This window comes from Terrabacter sp. GCM10028922 (genome assembly GCF_042666095.1).
Lineage (GTDB): Bacteria > Actinomycetota > Actinomycetes > Actinomycetales > Dermatophilaceae > Terrabacter.
The window spans coordinates 367,978-386,273 of sequence record NZ_JBHTFG010000006.1 but is presented as its reverse complement, the minus strand read 5'-3'; the positions used below and the strand labels follow the sequence as shown (position 1 = coordinate 386,273).

Annotated in this window: 15 protein-coding genes and 1 riboswitch; of the genes, 5 read left to right on the top strand and 10 right to left on the bottom strand. The window is 71.2% G+C overall.

The window, feature by feature from the left end; genetic code table 11:
* Positions 1-16 precede the first annotated feature (16 nt).
* Positions 17-979, bottom strand: coding sequence for a helix-hairpin-helix domain-containing protein (locus ACFQU3_RS06680; protein WP_385907969.1), 963 nt, complete (start codon positions 977-979; stop codon positions 17-19).
* A gap of 155 nt (positions 980-1,134) precedes the next feature.
* Here ACFQU3_RS06680 and purU point away from each other — a divergent pair, with 155 nt between their 5' ends.
* Positions 1,135-1,977, top strand: a complete 843-nt coding sequence (gene purU / locus ACFQU3_RS06675) for a formyltetrahydrofolate deformylase (RefSeq protein WP_385907967.1) — start codon at positions 1,135-1,137, stop codon at positions 1,975-1,977.
* A 68-nt stretch (positions 1,978-2,045) separates the two neighbouring features.
* Here purU and ACFQU3_RS06670 read toward each other — a convergent pair whose 3' ends face one another.
* The 4 genes from ACFQU3_RS06670 to leuS form a co-directional block, all read right to left on the bottom strand.
* Complete coding sequence (locus ACFQU3_RS06670) at positions 2,046-3,560, bottom strand: PQQ-binding-like beta-propeller repeat protein (protein ID WP_385907966.1); 1,515 nt, start codon at positions 3,558-3,560, stop codon at positions 2,046-2,048.
* A gap of 194 nt (positions 3,561-3,754) precedes the next feature.
* Positions 3,755-4,357, bottom strand: a complete 603-nt coding sequence (locus ACFQU3_RS06665) for a glycerol-3-phosphate acyltransferase (protein WP_385907965.1) — start codon at positions 4,355-4,357, stop codon at positions 3,755-3,757.
* Complete coding sequence (locus tag ACFQU3_RS06660; RefSeq protein ID WP_385907963.1) at positions 4,354-5,250, bottom strand: DegV family protein; 897 nt, start codon at positions 5,248-5,250, stop codon at positions 4,354-4,356. The genes ACFQU3_RS06665 and ACFQU3_RS06660 overlap by 4 nt, the downstream gene beginning before the upstream one ends.
* A gap of 72 nt (positions 5,251-5,322) precedes the next feature.
* A complete protein-coding gene (leuS, locus tag ACFQU3_RS06655) occupies positions 5,323-8,265 on the bottom strand; it encodes a leucine--tRNA ligase (RefSeq protein WP_385907961.1) in 2,943 nt (980 codons plus the stop codon).
* 270 nt (positions 8,266-8,535) lie between these two features.
* Between leuS and ACFQU3_RS06650 the strand changes: the two genes are divergently transcribed.
* Positions 8,536-9,900, top strand: coding sequence for a hypothetical protein (locus ACFQU3_RS06650; RefSeq protein ID WP_385907959.1), 1,365 nt, complete (start codon positions 8,536-8,538; stop codon positions 9,898-9,900).
* 29 nt (positions 9,901-9,929) lie between these two features.
* Here ACFQU3_RS06650 and ACFQU3_RS06645 read toward each other — a convergent pair whose 3' ends face one another.
* Positions 9,930-10,577: a lysoplasmalogenase gene (locus ACFQU3_RS06645; RefSeq protein ID WP_385907958.1), complete on the bottom strand. Its 648-nt coding sequence runs from the start codon at positions 10,575-10,577 to the stop codon at positions 9,930-9,932.
* A 110-nt stretch (positions 10,578-10,687) separates the two neighbouring features.
* Between ACFQU3_RS06645 and ACFQU3_RS06640 the strand changes: the two genes are divergently transcribed.
* Positions 10,688-11,062, top strand: coding sequence for a thioesterase family protein (locus ACFQU3_RS06640; RefSeq protein WP_385907956.1), 375 nt, complete (start codon positions 10,688-10,690; stop codon positions 11,060-11,062).
* 25 nt (positions 11,063-11,087) lie between these two features.
* Here the strand turns inward: ACFQU3_RS06640 and ACFQU3_RS06635 are convergent, their stop codons facing one another.
* The 4 genes from ACFQU3_RS06635 to ACFQU3_RS06620 form a co-directional block, all read right to left on the bottom strand.
* Positions 11,088-11,699 carry a hypothetical protein gene (locus tag ACFQU3_RS06635; RefSeq protein WP_385907954.1) on the bottom strand — a complete coding sequence of 204 codons (612 nt, stop codon included), beginning with the start codon at positions 11,697-11,699 and terminating at the stop codon, positions 11,088-11,090.
* Positions 11,700-11,764: 65 nt separating this feature from the next.
* Positions 11,765-12,994 (bottom strand): hypothetical protein, encoded by a 1,230-nt coding sequence (locus ACFQU3_RS06630; protein WP_385907952.1) that lies wholly within the window; start codon positions 12,992-12,994, stop codon positions 11,765-11,767.
* Between the two features lie 124 nt (positions 12,995-13,118).
* Positions 13,119-13,457 carry a DMT family transporter gene (locus ACFQU3_RS06625; RefSeq protein WP_385907950.1) on the bottom strand — a complete coding sequence of 113 codons (339 nt, stop codon included), beginning with the start codon at positions 13,455-13,457 and terminating at the stop codon, positions 13,119-13,121.
* Positions 13,457-13,771 carry a DMT family transporter gene (locus tag ACFQU3_RS06620; RefSeq protein ID WP_385907948.1) on the bottom strand — a complete coding sequence of 105 codons (315 nt, stop codon included), beginning with the start codon at positions 13,769-13,771 and terminating at the stop codon, positions 13,457-13,459. Before ACFQU3_RS06620 ends, ACFQU3_RS06625 begins: the two co-directional genes overlap by 1 nt.
* Before the next feature lie 10 nt (positions 13,772-13,781).
* A riboswitch (guanidine-III (ykkC-III) riboswitch) is annotated at positions 13,782-13,846 on the bottom strand.
* Between the two features lie 103 nt (positions 13,847-13,949).
* On the opposite strand from ACFQU3_RS06620, the gene ACFQU3_RS06615 reads away from it, so the two are divergent.
* A complete protein-coding gene (locus ACFQU3_RS06615; RefSeq protein ID WP_385907947.1) occupies positions 13,950-16,316 on the top strand; it encodes a CHAT domain-containing protein in 2,367 nt (788 codons plus the stop codon).
* Positions 16,283-18,274: a caspase family protein gene (locus ACFQU3_RS06610; RefSeq protein ID WP_385907946.1), complete on the top strand. Its 1,992-nt coding sequence runs from the start codon at positions 16,283-16,285 to the stop codon at positions 18,272-18,274. Before ACFQU3_RS06615 ends, ACFQU3_RS06610 begins: the two co-directional genes overlap by 34 nt.
* Positions 18,275-18,296: the final 22 nt, after the last annotated feature.

Here is an 18,296-nt window from a genome sequence, read left to right as displayed (position 1 = left end):
CCTGCGGCCGAGCCCGTCACAGCGTGACCTTCGGTCGCAGCTGGGCCATGAGCTTGTCGCCGATGCCGCTGACCTCGCCGAGCTCGTCCACGGACGTGAAACGGCCGTGCTCGGTGCGCCAGTCGATGATCCGCTGCGCGAGCACGGGGCCGACGCCGGGCAGCGTGTCGAGCGCCGCCGCGTCGGCCGTGTTCAGGCTCACCATGCCGCCGGCGGTCGAGCCCGAGCCACCCGAGCCACCCGAGCCACCCGAGCCACCGCCCGCGCTGCCCCCTACGGGAGCGACCGGCAGCTCGCCCCGCTTCGGCACCCGGACCTGCTCACCGTCGACGACGAGCCGCGCGAGGTTGAGGGCGGACACGTCGGCGCCGGGCCTCGTGCCGCCGGCCGCGGTGATGGCATCCGCCACGCGCGCGCCCTGCCGGAGCCGGGCGAGACCCGGTCGCACCACCTGGCCGACGACGTGGACGACCACCGCGGCGCCTGCCGTCGACACGCCGCCCGGGGACGACGGCGACGGTGTTGGCGTCGCCCCCGCGCTGGGCACCTTCGCTGCAGAGGCCTTCTCGCCCTCGACCTGCACGCCGCGGGACGGTCCCGGCGCGATGTCCGGAACCGCCGACCGCTCGGCCCACAGCACCCGAAGGACGAACACACAGCCGACGGCGACGACGAGCGCGAGCAGCGACACGAGCGCCGCGCTGCTGATCCCACGCCGGCCATGGCGCAGCTCGTCGGGCATCGTCAGCACGCCCGGGCGGCGCGCGCGTCGTAGATCGGTGTCGAGCCGAGCCACCTCGTCGTCGTCCGGGGCGCGCTGCGCGAGGCGCCGCACGGCGGCCACGACCGGGCCCGGGCCCGGTTCGGTCACCAGCCCGGCTGCGGGCGCCGACGGCACCCACCCGGCGCTCCACTCGTGCCCGAGGACACGGGCCACCCGCTCGAGGTCAGGTGGTCTCTTGGCGGGTCGGAACGGCATACGTCGACGGTAGGAAGCACGGTCCCCGCCCGACGGGCGCCGACCGCACATTGGGGACAACCGGCCCGGCGTCCAAAGGGGTGTGGACGGCCACAGCCCGAGACGCGGCGCGCGTCGATTCACGCCCCTGCGCCCGGCTGGGCCAGACTGCTCCAATGGCTCGGCACATCATGACCCTCACCTGCGACGACCGGCCCGGCATCGTCGCGGCCGTCTCGTCGGCCCTGCTCGGCGTCGAGGCGAACATCGTCGAGAACCAGCAGTACTCCGACGAGGACACCAGCCTCTTCTTCATGCGCACGGTGTTCGACGCCGACGCGTCCAACGTCGAGCAGGTGCTCGGCGCGATCCGGCAGAGCCCGGCGATCGCCCACCAGCACCTCGCCGTGCGGCCCGAGGACGAGCACTGCCGCACGATCATCCTCGTCAGCAGGTTCGACCACTGCCTTCTCGACCTGCTCCACCGCTGGAAGTCGGGCGACCTGCCGATCGACATCGTCGGCGTCGTGTCCAACCACGAGGACTGCCGCGGGCTCGTCGAGTACTACGGCGTGCCGTTCACCGTCATCCCGGTCACGCCGGACACCAAGGCCGACGCCGAGGCGGAGCTGCTGCGGATGGTCGACACCAACGACGTCGGCCTCGTCGTCCTCGCCCGCTACATGCAGATCCTCAGCGACTCGCTGTGCAGGGCGCTCGAAGGGCGCGCGATCAACATCCACCACTCGTTCCTGCCGGGGTTCAAGGGCGCCAAGCCCTACCACCAGGCGCATGACCGCGGCGTCAAGCTCATCGGCGCGTCCGCGCACTACGTGACGGCCGATCTCGACGAGGGCCCGATCATCGAGCAGGACGTCGTCCGCGTGACGCACGCCGAGTCGCCAGAACGGCTCGTCGCCCTCGGTCGTGACGTGGAGCGCCGCGTCCTGTCGCGAGCGGTCCGCGACCACGCCGACTCACGCGTCTTCCTCTCCGGCCGCCGCACGATCGTCTTCTGACACACGACCGCCCCCGTATGCCGTGAGGTCGTCTCACGGCACACGGGAGCGGTGCGTAGTGGCCTGTGTCAGCCGATGCCGAACGCGTACAGCTTGTTGTTCGGCGTGCCGAAGCCGAAGTTGCTGTAGCCGGACCCCCAGTAGACGGTGCCGTTGGAGATGGCCGCACCCGACAGGCACGACCCACCGCTCGCGAAGCTCCACAGGACCTGGCCCGTCGCGGCGTTGAGCGCGTACATGTGCCCCTGCGCGTCGAGCGAGCATCCGAAGACCACACCGTTCGCCGTTGTCACCGGACCCGACGTGCTGCCACCGTCCGGTGGTCGGGTCTCCCAGACCCGCTGACCGGTGACCCCGTCGAGACCCGACCACACGCCGCTCGTCGAACCGTTCCATTCGATGAGGTTGCTGTTGGCGTTGGCCGTGTAGACGCGCTTTCCGTCCACCGCAGAGCCCCACTGAAGGCCACCAGCGGTGCCACCGGGGCCCGCCTGCGTCACCCAGACGACCGCACCGGTGCCCGGGTCGAGCGCCCAGTACTGGCCGCTCTTCTGGCCGGCGCCGACGAGCTCGCGCCCGTTCGCGGCCTTGAAGAGCGCAGGCGCCTGGCCGAAGTCGAAGTCGGGACCAGCGGGCTCCGGACAGTTGACCCCTTCACCCAGGAACGGGATGCAGTCGACCGTCCATGCGTCGAACGCCAGGGCCTCGAACGCCCACTTGACAGCGCCGGTACGCAGGTCGAGAGCGATGACCGAGTCGAAGTGGTCGTCCGCCGGCAGACACGCCCGCTGGGCGGTCGGGTTGCCCGCGTTGGCCGCGACGCAGTCCAGCGCACTCTGAGGTGCGTTGTAGTTGTTACCCGTGGAGACATACACCGATCCACGCTTCACGTCGATCGCGGGTGAGCTACCCCAGACCGCGTTGCCCGGGAAGTCGGTGCTCGGCGTCATGTAGGTCTTCCACAGGATCGCCCCCGTCTTGACGTCGAGCGCCGCCAAGCTGCCGCGGAAGCTGCAACAGGGGTAGTTGGGGTTCGTCGCCAGCGCCTCCTCCTGCGACGACGTCCCCACGTAGACGACGCCGTTGAAGATCGTCGCCGACTGGGTGATGATCGCGGCGGGGTGGGACTCGACCTGTGTCTTCCAGACCAGCGCTCCGGTGCCCTTGTTGATCGCCATGACGGCGCCGCCACCACCGAACGGCCCTTGGTTGCCGAGAACGATCACGTCGTCCGTGAACGCCGGGGTGGCGCGCGCCTTGTCGCCGGGGATCCCGGTGTAGCTCGTGATCGTGCGCTGCCAGACCACGGCCCCCGTGGTCCTGTTGACGGCGTAGAGGTTGCCGGCCCAGTCCGGGAAGTAGACCCGCTGGCTGTCGACGGCAGGCGTCGCGGAGACATCTCCCCCGGTCGTGACCGTCCACTTGTTCGTGAGTCCCCCGACCGTGGCGGGCGAGATCTTCGTCTCGCTCGCGGCGTACCTCGTGTTCTGCCGGTCACCGCCGGCAGAGTTCCATCCGTTTCCCCCTGGTGCGGCTACTGCCTGGCCCCCGACCAGCAGGGTCCCCACGACCCCTGCGGCCACCAGTAACCGAGCATGACGAGACATCCTGGTCATCACTGCTCCTGTGCCTGACGACCCCGAGGGGTCGTCGAGTGACCCCTGTCGGACGACTCGACGCTAGACCCGCTGCCGCGTTGTGTCCGGCGTTCCCGGCATTCGTACCGGCAGATGCTGTGGCTGCCTGGGGGCGAAGCGGACAAGCCCTCTCAGGTCGGTCAGGGCAGGCGCCGCTGGCGCCACCAACCGACGACGTTGTTCTTGTGCCGACCGAGGACGAGCAGCCCGATCGCCATGAGCCACAAGCCCGTCCAGACGTCGCCGGGGGCGTGACCGGTCCAGATGAGCACCGCCACGACCGCCATGGCGAGTGCGCCGAAGATCGACCCGGCAGCGACCCACCGCGTCAGCGCGAGACCCACGCCGAACACGATGACCACGACGAGCGCGACCCACGGGTGCACGCCGAGGATCGCGCCGAGCGTCGTCGCGACCCCCTTGCCGCCGCGGCCTCGCAGGAACGGCGACCAGATGTGCCCGAGCACCGCTGCGACACCGACGGCGTATGCCGCATAGGCGCTGAAGACCTGCCCAGCCACGACGGTCGGGACCAGCCCCTTGAGGACGTCGAGGACCCCGACCACGACGCCCCACTTGCGGCCGAGGACCCGCCCCGCGTTCGTCGCACCCGGGTTGCCCGAGCCCGAAGACGCGAGGTCCTTGCCGAGGACACGCGCGATCGTCGTCGCAGGGTTGAGGGAGCCGACGAGGAAGGCGACGACCACCCCTGCCGCCCACGCGAGCCCGGTGCCGATGCTCACGACCCAGCGCCCGCGCCCGGCGACGACGGCGCGGGCAGCAGCTCGCAGGGGCGCGGTGAGACCGCGATCGCGACGGTGCCCGGCCCGACGTGCGCGCCCACCACGGCACCCAGCTCGACGACGACCACAGCGGGTGACCCGGGCACGACGGTCCGCAGCTCGGCCGCGATCTGCTCGGCCCGCTCGGCGGCGTCGAGGTGGTGGACCGCGAGGTCGACGACGTGGCCGCCCTTGCCCACGTGCTCGACGACCATGGCGATGATGCGCGCCACCGCCCGCGACGAGGTGCGGACCTTCTCGACTGGCACGATGCGGCCCCCGCGCACGGCCAGGATCGGCTTGATGGCGAGCGCGGAGCCGAGCAGCGCTGACGCCGCGCCGATGCGTCCGCCTCGGCGCAGGTGCTCGAGGGTGTCGACGTAGAACAGGACGCCCGACGGCTCGAGACGCGAGCGCACGGCATCGAGGACCGCGCCGACCTCCGCCCCCTCGGCCGCGGTCTCGGCGGCCGTGACGACGGCGAAGCCCATCGCCATGCCGATGGTCTCGCTGTCGACCACCTCGACGGGGACGGGCGCCTCCGCCGCGGCGAGCCGCGCCGCCTCGACGGTTCCGGACATCTGCGACGACAGGTGGATCGAGACGATCGCCGTCGCGCCGTCGTCGGCGAGCCGCTGGTACGCCTCGGCGAAGACCTGCGGTGTCGGGCGTGACGTCGAGACGATCGTGTACTCGCGCAGCGCGGCTGCCACCTGCTCCGGCGTGATGTCACGGCCCTCGACGTGGTCGCGCCCGCCCACGACGACGTGCAGCGGGACGACCTCGATGCCGTGGCGTTCGACGACCTCGGCCGGCAGGTAGGCCGTCGAGTCGGTGACGATCCGTGTGGTCACGTCGCGCTCCTTCCGCAGGTCGACCCCCGGAGGTCGACCCGGAGGGTGTCCTCAACCTATCGGCGGCGCGGCTCAGACCGGTACGACGTTGACCAGCTTCGGCGCGCGCACGATGACGGTGCGGACGCCCCCTTCGGTCGCGGCCCTCACCTTGTCGCGACCGAGCGCCAGCTCGCGCAGGTCGTCCTCGGAGATGTCGGGGCTGACCTCGACGCGGTCGCGGACCTTGCCCTTGATCTGGATGACGCAGGTGACCTGCTCCTCCACGATCTTCGCGGGGTCGCTGACGGGGAACGCGGCATACGCAACCCCGCCCTCGTGACCGAGCCGCTGCCACATCTCCTCAGCGATGTGGGGGGCGACGGGGGCGAGCATGAGCACCATCGCCTCGACGACCTCGCGCGGCGGCACGTCGAGCTTCGTCACGGCGTTGTTGAGCTCGATGAGCTTGGCGATGGCCGTGTTGAAGCGCAGACCCTCGAAGTCCTCGCGGACGCCGGCGATCGTCTGGTGCAGCTGGGTCGTGAGTGCCTGGCCGACCTCGACGTCCTCGACGCGCAGCGCACCGGTCTCCTCGTCGACGACGTTGCGCCACAGGCGCTGCAGGAAGCGCTGCGACCCGACGACGGCACGGATCTCCCACGGCTTGGAGAGCTCCAGCGGACCCATCGACATCTCGTAGACGCGGAAGGTGTCGGCGCCGAACGCGTCGTACATCTCGTCAGGGCTGACGGAGTTCTTCAGCGACTTGCCGATCTTGCCGTACTCGCGGTTGACGAGCTGTCCCTGCCACGTGAAGGTCGGGTCGGCGCCGTGGCCGCCCGGGAGCTCCTCGACCTCGGACGCCGTGACGTACTGCCCACGGCTGTCGGTGTAGGCGTACGCCTGGATGTAGCCCTGCGAGAAGTACTTCCGGAACGGCTCCTCGCTGCGCACGTGGCCGAGGTCGAAGAGGACCTTGTGCCAGAAGCGCGCGTAGAGCAGGTGCAGCACGGCATGCTCGACGCCGCCGACGTAGAGGTCGACGCCGCCCGGGTCGCGCGTGCCGGCCGGGGCCCCCTCGACCGGGGTGTCGTGACGGGCCAGCCAGTACGCCTCGTTGGCCGGGTCGACGAACGCGTCGTGGTTGGCGGGGTCGAGGTAGCGCAGGTAGTACCAGCACGAGCCGGCCCAGTTGGGCATGGTGTTCGTCTCGCGGCGGAACTTGCGCAGGCCGCGGCCGTCGCCGAGGTCCTTCTCGACCTCGACCCACTCCGGGACACGGCTGAGCGGCGGCTCCGGGCTGCTCTGCGCGTCGTCGGGGTCGAACGTCTTGGGGCTGTAGTCGGGCACGTCGGGAAGGGTCAGGGGCAGCTCGTCGTCCGGCACGGCGTACGCCACGCCGTCGTCGTCGAACATGATGGGGAACGGCTCGCCCCAGTAGCGCTGGCGGCTGAAGAGCCAGTCGCGGATGCGGTAGCTGATGGTGCCCTCGCCGATGCCCTGCTGCTCGAGGAACTCGATCGTGCGGGCCTTCGCCTCGCCGACGTGCAGGCCATCGAGCGAGAGGTGCTCGTTGGACGAGTTGACCGCGACGCCGTCGCCGAGGAACGGCTGGTCGTCGGGGTGGCCCTCGGGGGGCTGGACGGTGCGCACGATCGGCAGGTCGAACCGCTCGGCGTACTCCCAGTCGCGCGTGTCCTGGCCGGGCACGGCCATGATCGCCCCCGTGCCGTAGCCCATCAGGACGTAGTCGGCCACGAAGACCGGGATGCGTTCTCCTGTCACGGGGTTCGTGGCCCACGAGCCGGTGAACACACCGGTCTTGTCCTTGCCCTCGGTCTGGCGCTCGACGTCACCCTTGCGGGACGCAGCCAGCTGGTATGCCGCCACGGCCTCCTTGGGGGTGGCGCTCGCGTCGGGGTCGCCGCCCTTCCAGGCGTCCTTGGTGCCCTCAGGCCAGTCACCCTTCGGGACGAGGGAGTCCACGAGCGGGTGCTCCGGCGCGATGACCATGAACGTCGCACCGAAGATCGTGTCGGGACGTGTCGTGAAGACGTCGATGCCGTCGTCCTCGCCAGTGCCGGTCGTCACGACCGGGAAGGTGACGCGTGCGCCCTTGGACCGGCCGATCCAGTTGCGCTGCATGAGCTTGACCTTCTCGGGCCAGTCGACGCCGTCCAGGTCGTCGGCCAGCCGGTCGGCGTATGCCGTGATGCGCATCTTCCACTGGCTCAGGTTGCGGCGGAACACCGGGAAGTTGCCGCGCTCGGAACGGCCCTCGTTGGTGACCTCTTCGTTGGAGAGCACGGTGCCGAGCCCGGGGCACCAGTTCACGGGTGCCTCCGAGGTGTACGCGAGACGATGTCCCTCGAGGACCTTCGCCTTCTCGGTCGCCGACAGCTCAGCCCACCCGCGGCCGTCGGCGTCGACGACGGCACGGCGCCCGGACTCGAACTGCTCGACGAGCTCACTGATCGGGCGCGCCCTGCCACGGCCGCCGTCCTCGCAGACCGCCTCGGTGTCGTACCAGGCGTCCCAGATCTGCAGGAAGATCCACTGCGTCCAGCGGTAGTACTCGTCGTCGATCGTCGCGAAGGTCCGACGGTTGTCGAAGCCCAGGCCGAGACGGCGCAGCTGGCGCTTCATGTTGGTCATGTTCTCCTCGGTGGTCTTCCGAGGGTGCTGGCCGGTCTGTACGGCGTACTGCTCCGCCGGCAGGCCGAACGCGTCGTAGCCGAGGGCGTGCAGGACGTTCTTGCCGAGCATCCGGTGGAAGCGGCTGTAGACGTCGGTCGCGATGTAGCCCAGGGGGTGGCCGACATGCAGGCCGACGCCCGACGGGTACGGGAACATGTCGAGGACGATGAGCTTCTCGCCGTGCGCGGCGACCTTCTCCGGCTCGGCCCAGGGCCCGGCCGGGTTGGGGGCGTTGAAGGTGCCCTCCTCCTCCCAGCGGTCCTGCCAGGCGGTCTCGATCTGCTGCGCCATCGCGGCGGTGTAGCGGAACGGGGTCTCGTTGCTCTGCTCGCTCATGTCGTCTCTCTCGTCGCTGCTCGGTCGGGCAAAAGAAAACCCCTCGCACAGGAGGGGGGCCGCGTTGATGTCGGGAGGTCCCGACCTTCGTCAACGCGGCTGCGGAAGGAGCAGCTCACCAGCCATGCGCCCAAGGTTAGCGCAGCGCACAAACGCCGTGCCGCCGCACATAGCGGTCGATCCGGCGACCCAGTTCTGCCGATCTTGCCCGCCGCCGTCCGGGCACGGTCAGGATGAGGGGTGGTCGGGGGCGTGCGAACGGAGGCCGTCATGTCCACTAGAGACCACACCTGGTCGGCGCGGATCTGGGCGGCGCTGCTCGCGCTCGCGGTCGGTGCCCTCGTGGCCGGAGCACCGGCCATCGGCGCGCCCCTGGAGCGGGAGCAGACGGTCAACCAGCCCTACGACTTCGTGAACTGGGACTGCGGCTACCCGGTGGACGTCAGCGGGACGCTCACGCACGTCTTCACCCTGCGCCAGGACCCGAAGCTCGAGAACGAAGTCCTCTTCATGGACCAGTACGTGTTCACCGAGACGTGGACGAACGCGGCCGGTGAGTCGGTCACGGCCAGCGGACGGGGCGTCGCCAAGAACCTCCCGGCCCGACGCGTCGGCGAGTCGACCTGGACCTTCAGCTTCCTGCAGGCCGGGCAGCCGTACGTCGTCCGCGACTCGTCAGGGGCGCTGGTCATGCGCGACCGGGGCGTGCTCCGCTTCGAGGCAACCGTCGACCTCTCGACCGGTGAGGAGCTGGCCTTCGACATCAGCGTGTCTGGGCCGCACCCGCTCTTCGACCAGGACATCTGCAAGGTCGTGGCGCCGCTGCTCGGCACTGAGTCCGCGAGCCACCAGAGCCCGCGCCCGCTCGGCACGACGGGCGCCGGCATGGGCTACTACGAGTACCTCCCGCCGTCGTACTCTCCCGACGGTGACCGGAGCCCGCTGCTCGTCGTGACCAACGGCTACGGCGAGAACGGCGACGGCTCCGCCGAACAGCTGAGCAACCTTCTCTTCACGGGCATCCCGCGGTTCATCGACGTCGGTGGGTGGCCCACGGACCGACCGCTCGTCGTCCTGTCGACCCAGCACGTCGAGGACCCGCCGGGATTCGACTTCTCGCCGTGCGACGGCGTCACCGAGTGGGGTGGGTCGTGTGCCATGCAGCTGCAGCACGACCGTGACCACGCGTCGCCCGCCTTCTGCACGACGCCCGACGAGATCCACGACTTCATCACGTATGCCGTCGAGCACTACAACGTGGAGCCGAGCCGGGTCTACCTGACCGGGCTCTCCTGCGGCGGCTTCGGCGCGTGGGAGTACCTCGCCGCGTACGGCGACAGCCAGGTCGCAGCGGCCGTGCCGGTCGCGGCCGACGGCAGGTACGCGTGGGCCACCGTCGGGTGCGCCCTCGGCGACGTGCCGCTCTGGGCCTTCCACGGCGGCCTCGACGACGTCATCAACCCGCTTGGCAGCATCGAGACGATGGAGAACGTCCAGGCGTGCCCGGGCGTCGATCCGGACGCGGCCCGGCTGACCGTCTACCCCGACCTCTTCCACGACGGCTGGGACCAGGCGTACAGCGGCAGCCGCGGGGACGACATCTACACGTGGATGCTCGGACACTCGAACCCCTGACGCGCTGACCGCCGACCCGCGATCTGGGGTCAGCGGAAGAGGCCGACGACGATGAGCGCCTGGGCCACGTGGTAGGTCACGATGACGGTGACCGGCGCCCACCGGCGTTCGTGCACGAAGCGGTCGTGCCCGAGCACCGCGTCGGACGCGGCGAACACGCAGCAGCCGAGCAGGACGAGCCAGTCGCCCTTGAAGGCCGCGACGAGCACGAGCGCGCTGATGACGAGCTGGTAGATGAACACCGGGCCCCGCTGCGCGCCGGAGTGCCGCACGATCTCGCGCCCGACCCGCGCGAAGAGCAGCACCAGGACGGGCACGGCGCCGAGCAGCCACCACGGGAAGCCTCCGGTGCCGGGCGTCTCCAGCAGCGCCCAGATGTAGGCGACATGCGCCGCCAGGAAGGCCCCCAGCCCGACGATGAAGCGGGTCTCGGTCGCGTTGAGCAGCGCCACATCGCCGACCAGGCAGAACGCGAGCGCCACGACGACCGGGAGCAGCGTCGGGGAGCTCGGCGCCCGCCCCTCCCAGAAGAGCGACCACGCGATGCCCATGAGCAGCAGCACGACGAGGGGCTTGGTGATGCGTTCGACGACGTACTCGCCGCGCAGCACCGATCCCCAGTTGATCAGCGCCGTCACCCCGAGCGCGACGCTGAGGACCCACAGGTGGGTGGTCACGAGGCCACGTTCCCAGCCCCGACGCGCCTTCGGGTTGAAGACACGCGGCGGGTCCCACCCACCTGTCGAGACGGGTCCGCAGACGCCCAGTTGTCTGTCAGACTCGTCCAATGCCCATGCGCAAGTTCCAGCACACGGTCACCGCCGACGACACCTCTGTCGTCGTCGGTAGCGGTGACCTCGACGTCCTCGCGACACCCCGTCTGATTACGTGGTGCGAGAACGCCTCGTTCCAGGTCTGCAAGCAGATGATCGATGCCGACCACACCACCGTCGGGACGATGATCAAGATCGAGCACGTCAAGGGCAGCCCGGTCGGTTCCGAGGTCACGGTGCTGTGCGCCGAGCCGATCAACGACGGCCGCCGCCTCGTGTGCCACGTCACGGTGCAGGACCCCGACGGCGAGGAGCTCGCCAAGGGTGAGGTGCACCGCGCGGTCGTCGACCCGGACCGCTTCATGAGCAAGTGCCAGCGCACGCTCTGAGCAGATCCGCGCGACGCTCCATCCGTCAGAGGACGTAGGCGTCCCCGGCCCGATGGAACCCGAGCTTCTCGTAGTAGGGCTCGACCATCCCCGGTGGCGTCAGCACGCGCCGGAAACCCCGGCGACGGAACGGCCCCTCCGGCCCGAACACGAACTCCCCAGGCGTCAGGTCGCGGTGGCGCGGCGTCACCCAGTCCAGAAGCAGCTGCGCCGTCTCCTCATCCGCCTCGTGCATGAGCACGACCCCGACGGTCTCGTCGCCGTGCAGCACGAGGTAGGACGGGTGACCCGTGAAGGGGTCGTGCACGAACTCCGGGTTGTAGCGACGGATGTCGGCCTCGTGCACCCGCAGCACGTGCCGCAGGTAGGTGTCGTCGCCCGCCACCTCGAGCACCGTGTAGACCCGGGGGTCGTGCTTCTCGCGGGACATCCGGGCGAGGTAGAAGACGTTGATCCCGGCGAGGACGACGTTGAGCCCCACCATCGGCCACACGTGGTTGACGGCGTTGTAGAAGATGAGGACGGCACCGCCGACGAGGTTGATGACCCGCAGGCGGTGCAGTTGCGTCTGGAGCAGCGACCAGACGAGGACCGCCGAGCCGACCCATCCGACCAGCTCGAGCCACCAGGTACCCATGAGGCGACCCTAGTGCCGCGGGCCCTCAGCGACCGGAGTCGACGGAGCCCGCGGCATCCACGGACTCAGGCGTCGGGTGCGACGAGCTCCGGCAGCTTCGCCTCGAACCACGCGTCGAGGGTGAGCGACGGGAGGATGTGACCCTGCTTCTGGGCCTGGTCCGCGACGGACGCCCCCCAGGTCGATGCACGCAGCCGCTGGTTGGGCGTGCCGTGGTGTGCGGCACTCGCGAAGCTGCAGTCACCCGCCTGGTAGAAGGACTGCTCGGCCTCGAGGACCCGCGCGGTGTTGAGCGCGAGACCCCGCTTGTGCGTCACGAAGTAGGTGCCGAAGGCGTCCGCCATGAGCTCGGTGCGACGGGTCGCCTCCGCCCCCGTGAGCGGTGAGTCGAACAGGTCCTGGTCGTACTGGACGTGGTGGGCGTACTCGTGGCCGAGGATCGCTCGCGGGCCGATGTCGCCGACCCCGATCGCGCTGAGCGCGTCGAGCATGCCATCGCCGAAGACGAGCTTGTCGGCCAGCGACGAGAGGACGGGGTCGCCCTCCCCGCTGAACGCGAACGCGTTGAGGGTGAAGAGCGGGCTGTCCCCGCCCGAGAGTCCGGGGTCGCCGGTGACGACCTCGACGACGAGCGCGGCGAGCTGGGCGGCCGTCGACTCGGGCACGCCGTAGAGGAAGCCGATGAGCGGGGTCAGCCGAGCCGGGTCGCGCATGACGTCTCCGTGCATGCCCATGAGCGCGATGTCCGAGCCGTCGGTGTCCCAGAAGCCTTGCGCCGCCCGGAAGGAGCTGGTCAGCTCGCTGCGATGCTCCTTGTCCAGCGCGAACCTCGGGTCGCCGCTCGTGCCGGAGAGGACGGCGTCGTAGCTCGGGAAGTCGAAGGCGCCGAGCATCGACAGGATCTCGACACTCGAGGGGTCGACCCCTGCGAGCAGGTCGTGGACGTACGCGTCGAGCCGGGTCGGGGCGCACTGGTACTGGCTCGGGTCGATGGCGCGATCCAGCGCGTCCCGGGCGGCGGACGCGTCGATCCCGAACCGCTCGAGCGCCGTGGCCTGACGGGCGCGCCAGTCGGCGGGCAGATGGGCTCGCGCCGACGCGAGCAGCCGGGCCGCGCGTGGGTCGCTCGCCCGCCCGGCGACGAGGTCATGGCTGTGCCCGTCCGCCGCGACGGACGCGGAAGCCGCGGTCGCCGAGGACGTGGTGGTGGCCGCCGAGGCGACCGTGGCTCCGGTGGTCCCCGAGATGGCCAGCGACGAGACGAGAGCGACCGACCAGGCCGTGGTCCTGCGCACGTGGGCTCCTTCGTGTCGTGCCCCCGACCCGCTGCCGACGGCTGGGGCCATCATGGACGCGCGTGCCGAGCCGGCGCCGTGCACCACGCCGCCGAGCTGCGAAATCAGCGAGCCCGGTTGCAGGTCAGGGCGTCCCGTCGGCCGATGGATGACCGACGAGCTTGAGGCCGACGACGGCCGCCACGATGCCGGCGAGCAGCGCCGCCTTCACGACCGAGAACGGCTCGTCTCCCGTGGTCATGGCCCACGTCACGGTCAGGGCCGCGCCCAGACCGGTCCACACGGCATACGCCGTGCCGATGGGGATGGTGCGCACGGCGTGCGCGAGCCCGACCATGCTGAGCGTGCCCGCGACGAGGAAGACAGCGGCGGGCCCGGGACGGCTCAAGCCGTCGGACGCGGCCAGGGCCGAAGCCCACACGGCCTCGAGCACGGCGCTCGCGAGCAGGAGGACCCACGGCATCACGCCACCGCCTTGAGCCCGGCGACGCAACCCACGAGGACGACGAGCAGTGCGGCGCGTGCGGCGCCGAGACGTTCCTCTCGCCGAGCGACGGCGAGCAGCACGGTCCCGACGGCACCGATCCCGACCCACACGGCGTATGCCGTGCCGGTGGGCAGTGCCGTCATCGCCCACGCCAGACCCACCGTGCTGAGCACGAGCGAGACCGCGAAGAGCGTGGTGGCCCCGGGGCGGCGGAAGCCGTCGGACGCGGCGAGCGCCGTGGCCCAGACGGCCTCGAGCGCGCCGGAGAGGATGAGAACGAGCCAGTGCACGGAGTTCCGTTCTGGCCGTCTTGTCGCTGGGCGGGTACGGCTCCCTCGTCCGCGAGTGCGGCACGCGCGCTCGGGACGATTCTACCGACACGTTGCGTCCCGGGCGAAAAGCCGTATCAGACAGGCCTGTCCGGCGTACTGTCAGTAGCAGGCACGCTCCTGCGGACAGAGGATCGCCATGAGCCGTGACTATCTCGACTTCGATGTCGCCGTCACCCGTGAGGGCCAGGGGTATGCCGCTCACGTCCTCGCCTCGCCCGCCGGCGAGGCGTCGGCACCGTTCACCCTGCCGTTCGCACCGGTCGACCTCGCGCAGTTCATGATCGCCGTCGGCCCGCCTCGCGTCGCCTCGCGGAGGCTGGCGCCGGCCGAGGCGCGCGTCGTCGACGTCAAGGAGTACGGGCGCCGCCTCGGCGACGCGCTGCTCTCGGGCGAGGTCGGGAAGGCGTTCCGAGCGAGCCTGGCCACCGCGACCGGACAGGGCAGGGACCTGCGCCTGCGGCTGCGTCTCGACGCCGTGCCCGACCTCGACCCTGTTCCTTGGGAGTACCTCTACGACAGCAGGCTCGGCCGGTTCCTCACTCTCTCGCAGGAGACGCCCATCGTGCGCCTGCTCGACTCGCTCGAGCGGCCGCCGGTCGTCAGCGTCGAGGCACCACTCAAGGTCCTCGTCATGATCTCGAGCCCGACGGACATGCCTGAGCTCGCCGTCGAACGCGAGGAGCAGCTCCTGCGGGCCACGACCGGGGACCTCGTCGCCAGTGGACGGCTCGCCGTCACCGTGCTCGAGGACGCGACCCTGACCTGTCTGCAGCGGGCCCTGCTCGACGACTACCACGTCTTCCACTTCATCGGGCACGGCGGCTTCGACCAGCAGGCCCAGGAGGGCGTCCTCGTCCTCGAGCGCGATGACGGCACCGCCCACCGGGTCTCCGGCGCGCGCCTCGGCACGCTTCTCCACGACGCCCGCACGATGCAGCTCGTCGTCCTCAACGCGTGTGAGGGGGCCCGTACGTCGGGCCGCGACGCCTTCTCCGGCGTCGGCCAGGCCCTCGTGCGACAGGGGCTGCCGGCCGTCGTCGCGATGCAGACCGAGATCTCCGACCGGGCCGCGCTCGTCTTCAGCCACGAGTTCTACTACTTCCTCACGCGCGGGCTCGGCATCGACGCCGCGATCTGCGAGGTGCGCAAGGCGATGGCCGTCTCCGACGAGGCGTCCGAGTGGGGGACGGCCGTGCTGCTGCGGTCCGGTTCTGACCAGCCGTTCAGCTTCACCGCGAGCGCCACGACGACCGCCGCCCGGCCCGAGAGTCGACTCGAGTCGCTCTACGACGCCGCGCAGGGCGCCCTCCAGGCCGGGGCCACCGCGACCGCGCTGCCGCTCCTGGAGCAGGTCGCGGCCGAGCGCCCGGACTACCAGGACGTCACCGAGCTGCTCGATCGCGTGCGCCCGTCGGCCGCGACGGAGCCGATCCCGGTGACTCGACGCCCCGAGGCGACGGGGCCGAACGGGGCGAACGGGCCGACGGGGCCGACCGGGTCCACCGGCCCGACAGCGGGCACCGGCCCGGTCACTGCCGGAGAACCGGATGTCGGCACGGACGCCCCCCTCGGGTCGGCCATCGACAGAGACACAGCACCGCCCATCGTCCGGCCGACGCCACAGCCCACCCGCGTGAGGGACCGGCCGGCCGGGCGCAGACCCGCGAGCAGGACTGCGAGGTGGCTCCGCGCCGCGGTGCTCCTCGCCCTTCTCGTGGGCGGCTGGTCCGCCTGGCGCTTCCTGCCCTCGCTGCTGCAGAAGGCCGACCCGCTCGTCGCTGCGGCCTGCGGATCAAGCGCGGCGGTCCCGGGCACGACCGACTTCACGATCGGGTGCGCGCCGATCGCCCCAACGATCGACGGCTCCTTCGACGACTGGCGGTCGGTTCCCGAGCACGACGTGGATGCGGCGGTCTTCGGCGCGGCGAACCGCCGGGCGGGCCTCACGGCGACCTGGCAGGGCCTGTGGGACGGCGACGGGCTCTACCTGCACGCCGTGGTCGTGGACCCGGTGTTGACCCCCGCCGAGGGCAAGCCGCCGCAGTGGTGGAACGGGGACGCGGTCTCGTTCGAGGTCGGCCCGGACCCACGCGGCCTCGCACGCACGGCACCGCTGCGCAAGGGCCAGGACTTCCACGTCATCCTCGCGCTCATCGCCGACACGGACCGGCGCGCGGGCGCGGACGTGAACACCGTGGGCCTCAACTCCAGGAACAAGCTCGTCTTCGCAACAGGGAGCCGGCGGTCCGCGGTCGACGTCGTGGCGCGCGTGAGCGACGGTGGCTACGAGCTCGAGGCGCGGATCCCGTGGTCCGAGGTGGGCCGCAGCGTCGCGCCCCAACGCGGCGACGTCCTCGGGATGAACGTCAACATCAGCGACGCGAAGGGGGCAGGACCGGACTGGGCCCTCCGCACGATGCTGAGCAGCAATGCGCAGCGTTCGGGCACCAACCAGAACCTGCCCGCCCGGTGGCAGACGGTCGCGCTCGGCGACTCGGGCTGACCATGGCCGGCCGCCTCTACGCCCTGCTCGTCGGGATCGACGCCTACCCCGCCCCCATCCCGCGGCTGTCCGGCTGCGTCAACGACGTCACAAGCTTCGCCGACGTGCTCCGCGAGCGGGTGGCCACGGACGCCCTCGACCTCGTCGTGCTCACCGATGCCGAGGCCACCCGGTCCGCCGTCACCGCCCGCCTCACCGAGCACCTGGGGCGTGCCGGGACCGCTGACGTGGCGCTCTTCTACTACAGCGGCCACGGCTCGCAGCAGTCGACGCCACAAGAGCTCTGGGGGATCGAGCCTGACCACCGCAACGAGACCCTCGTCTGCGTCGACAGCCGCTCGCCCGGCAGCTGGGACCTCGCCGACAAGGAGCTGGCGGGCCTGCTCGACGGCGTCTCGTCGTCCGGCTGCCACACGCTCGTCGTCCTCGACTGCTGCCATGCCGGTGACGGCACGCGCGACGCCGACGAGGTCGTCCGGCTCGCGCCCGCCGACCCGCGCCCCCGGCCGGCGAGCAGCTTCGTCGGCGTGAACGCACCGGGCAGCCCGGCACCCGCCGGCACCGCCCAGCGCAGCACGGCCCGCTGGACCCCGGTGGGCCGGCACGTCCTGCTCGCCGCCTGCCGGTCGTCCGAGAAGGCCAAGGAGGTCACCGTCATGGGGCGCCAACGCGGGGCGATGTCGGCCGCGCTCGAGGCGGCGCTCACGGGCATGGACGGGCGGCCGTCGTACCGCGACGTCCTGCGCATCGTCACGGCCGACGTCGTGAACCGCGTCCGTGACCAGCACCCACAGGTCGAGACCGCGGACGCGACCGAGCTCGACCGCCCGTTCCTCGGTGGCGCCATCCCGGCGACCCCCCGACCACTGACCCTGAGCCACCTCCCCGACGGCTGGTCCATCGACTCCGGCGCCGTCCACGGGGTCCCGGCGCCCATCGGCGACGACACGACCGAGCTCGCGGTCTACCCGCTCTCGGGTGAGACGTCCGGCTCGCCCCTCGCCACGGCCGCGGTGACCAGGGTGCTGACCGACCGCAGCCTGGTGAGCCTGACCCCCGAGCTCGACGACGCGTTCGTCTACCGCGCGGTCGTCACCTCGATCCCGCTCAAGCCGCTGCTCGTCGGGGTCGTCGGCGATGCGGCCGGCACGGCAGCACTGCGTGCGGCCGCCGACGCTGCGGACGAGACCCTCGTCGATCTGGCCGACACCGACGCAGCCACCGACGCGGACCTGCTCGTCGAGGCCACTGCCGACGGTTTCGTCATCACCAGGCCGGGCGTCACGCGCCCGCTCGTGCCCGTCGTCGCCGGGGAGGGCCGCGAGGAGCGCACCATCCACGCGCTCGAACGCGTCGCCCGCTGGCTGCGGCTCGGCGCCCTGACCAACCCTGGCACCCGCCTGCCCAGCGACGCGGTGCACGTCGAGGTCGACGCGGGCACCGGCCCGGTCGGCGCCGGAGGCACGCTCACCATCTCGTATGCCGGCCCCGACCCGCCGCGCTTCACCGTGCGCCTCGCGAACACCACCTCCACCCCGCTCTGGGCGGCGCTGCTCGACCTGACGGAGACGTACGGCATCTTCACCGACGCGTTTCCCGCCGGCTCGGTCGCTCTCGGCCCCGGCGAGTCGACGAGCGTCGACCTGGTCGGCCAGGTCTCCGACGCGCTGTGGCAGGCGGGGACGGTGTCGCTGCGCGACCAGCTCATGGTCGTCACCAGCACCCTGGAGTTCGACCCGCGGTCGCTCGAGCAGGAGGAGCTCGACGTCAGCGCGGTGCCGGGTACGAGCGGCCTGCCCGTCCGCAGCGCCGACCTGCCCAACGCCCTGCGCTCGAACCTCGAACGCGCCCTCGGCGGCACCCGCACGCGACGGCTGGGCCCGAGCGCGGCCGCCGCGGCAGTGGCCGACTGGCGGACCGACTCCGTCTTCGTGGTCACCTCCCGGCCCCGCGAGTAGCACGATCGGCGGTGCACGGAAA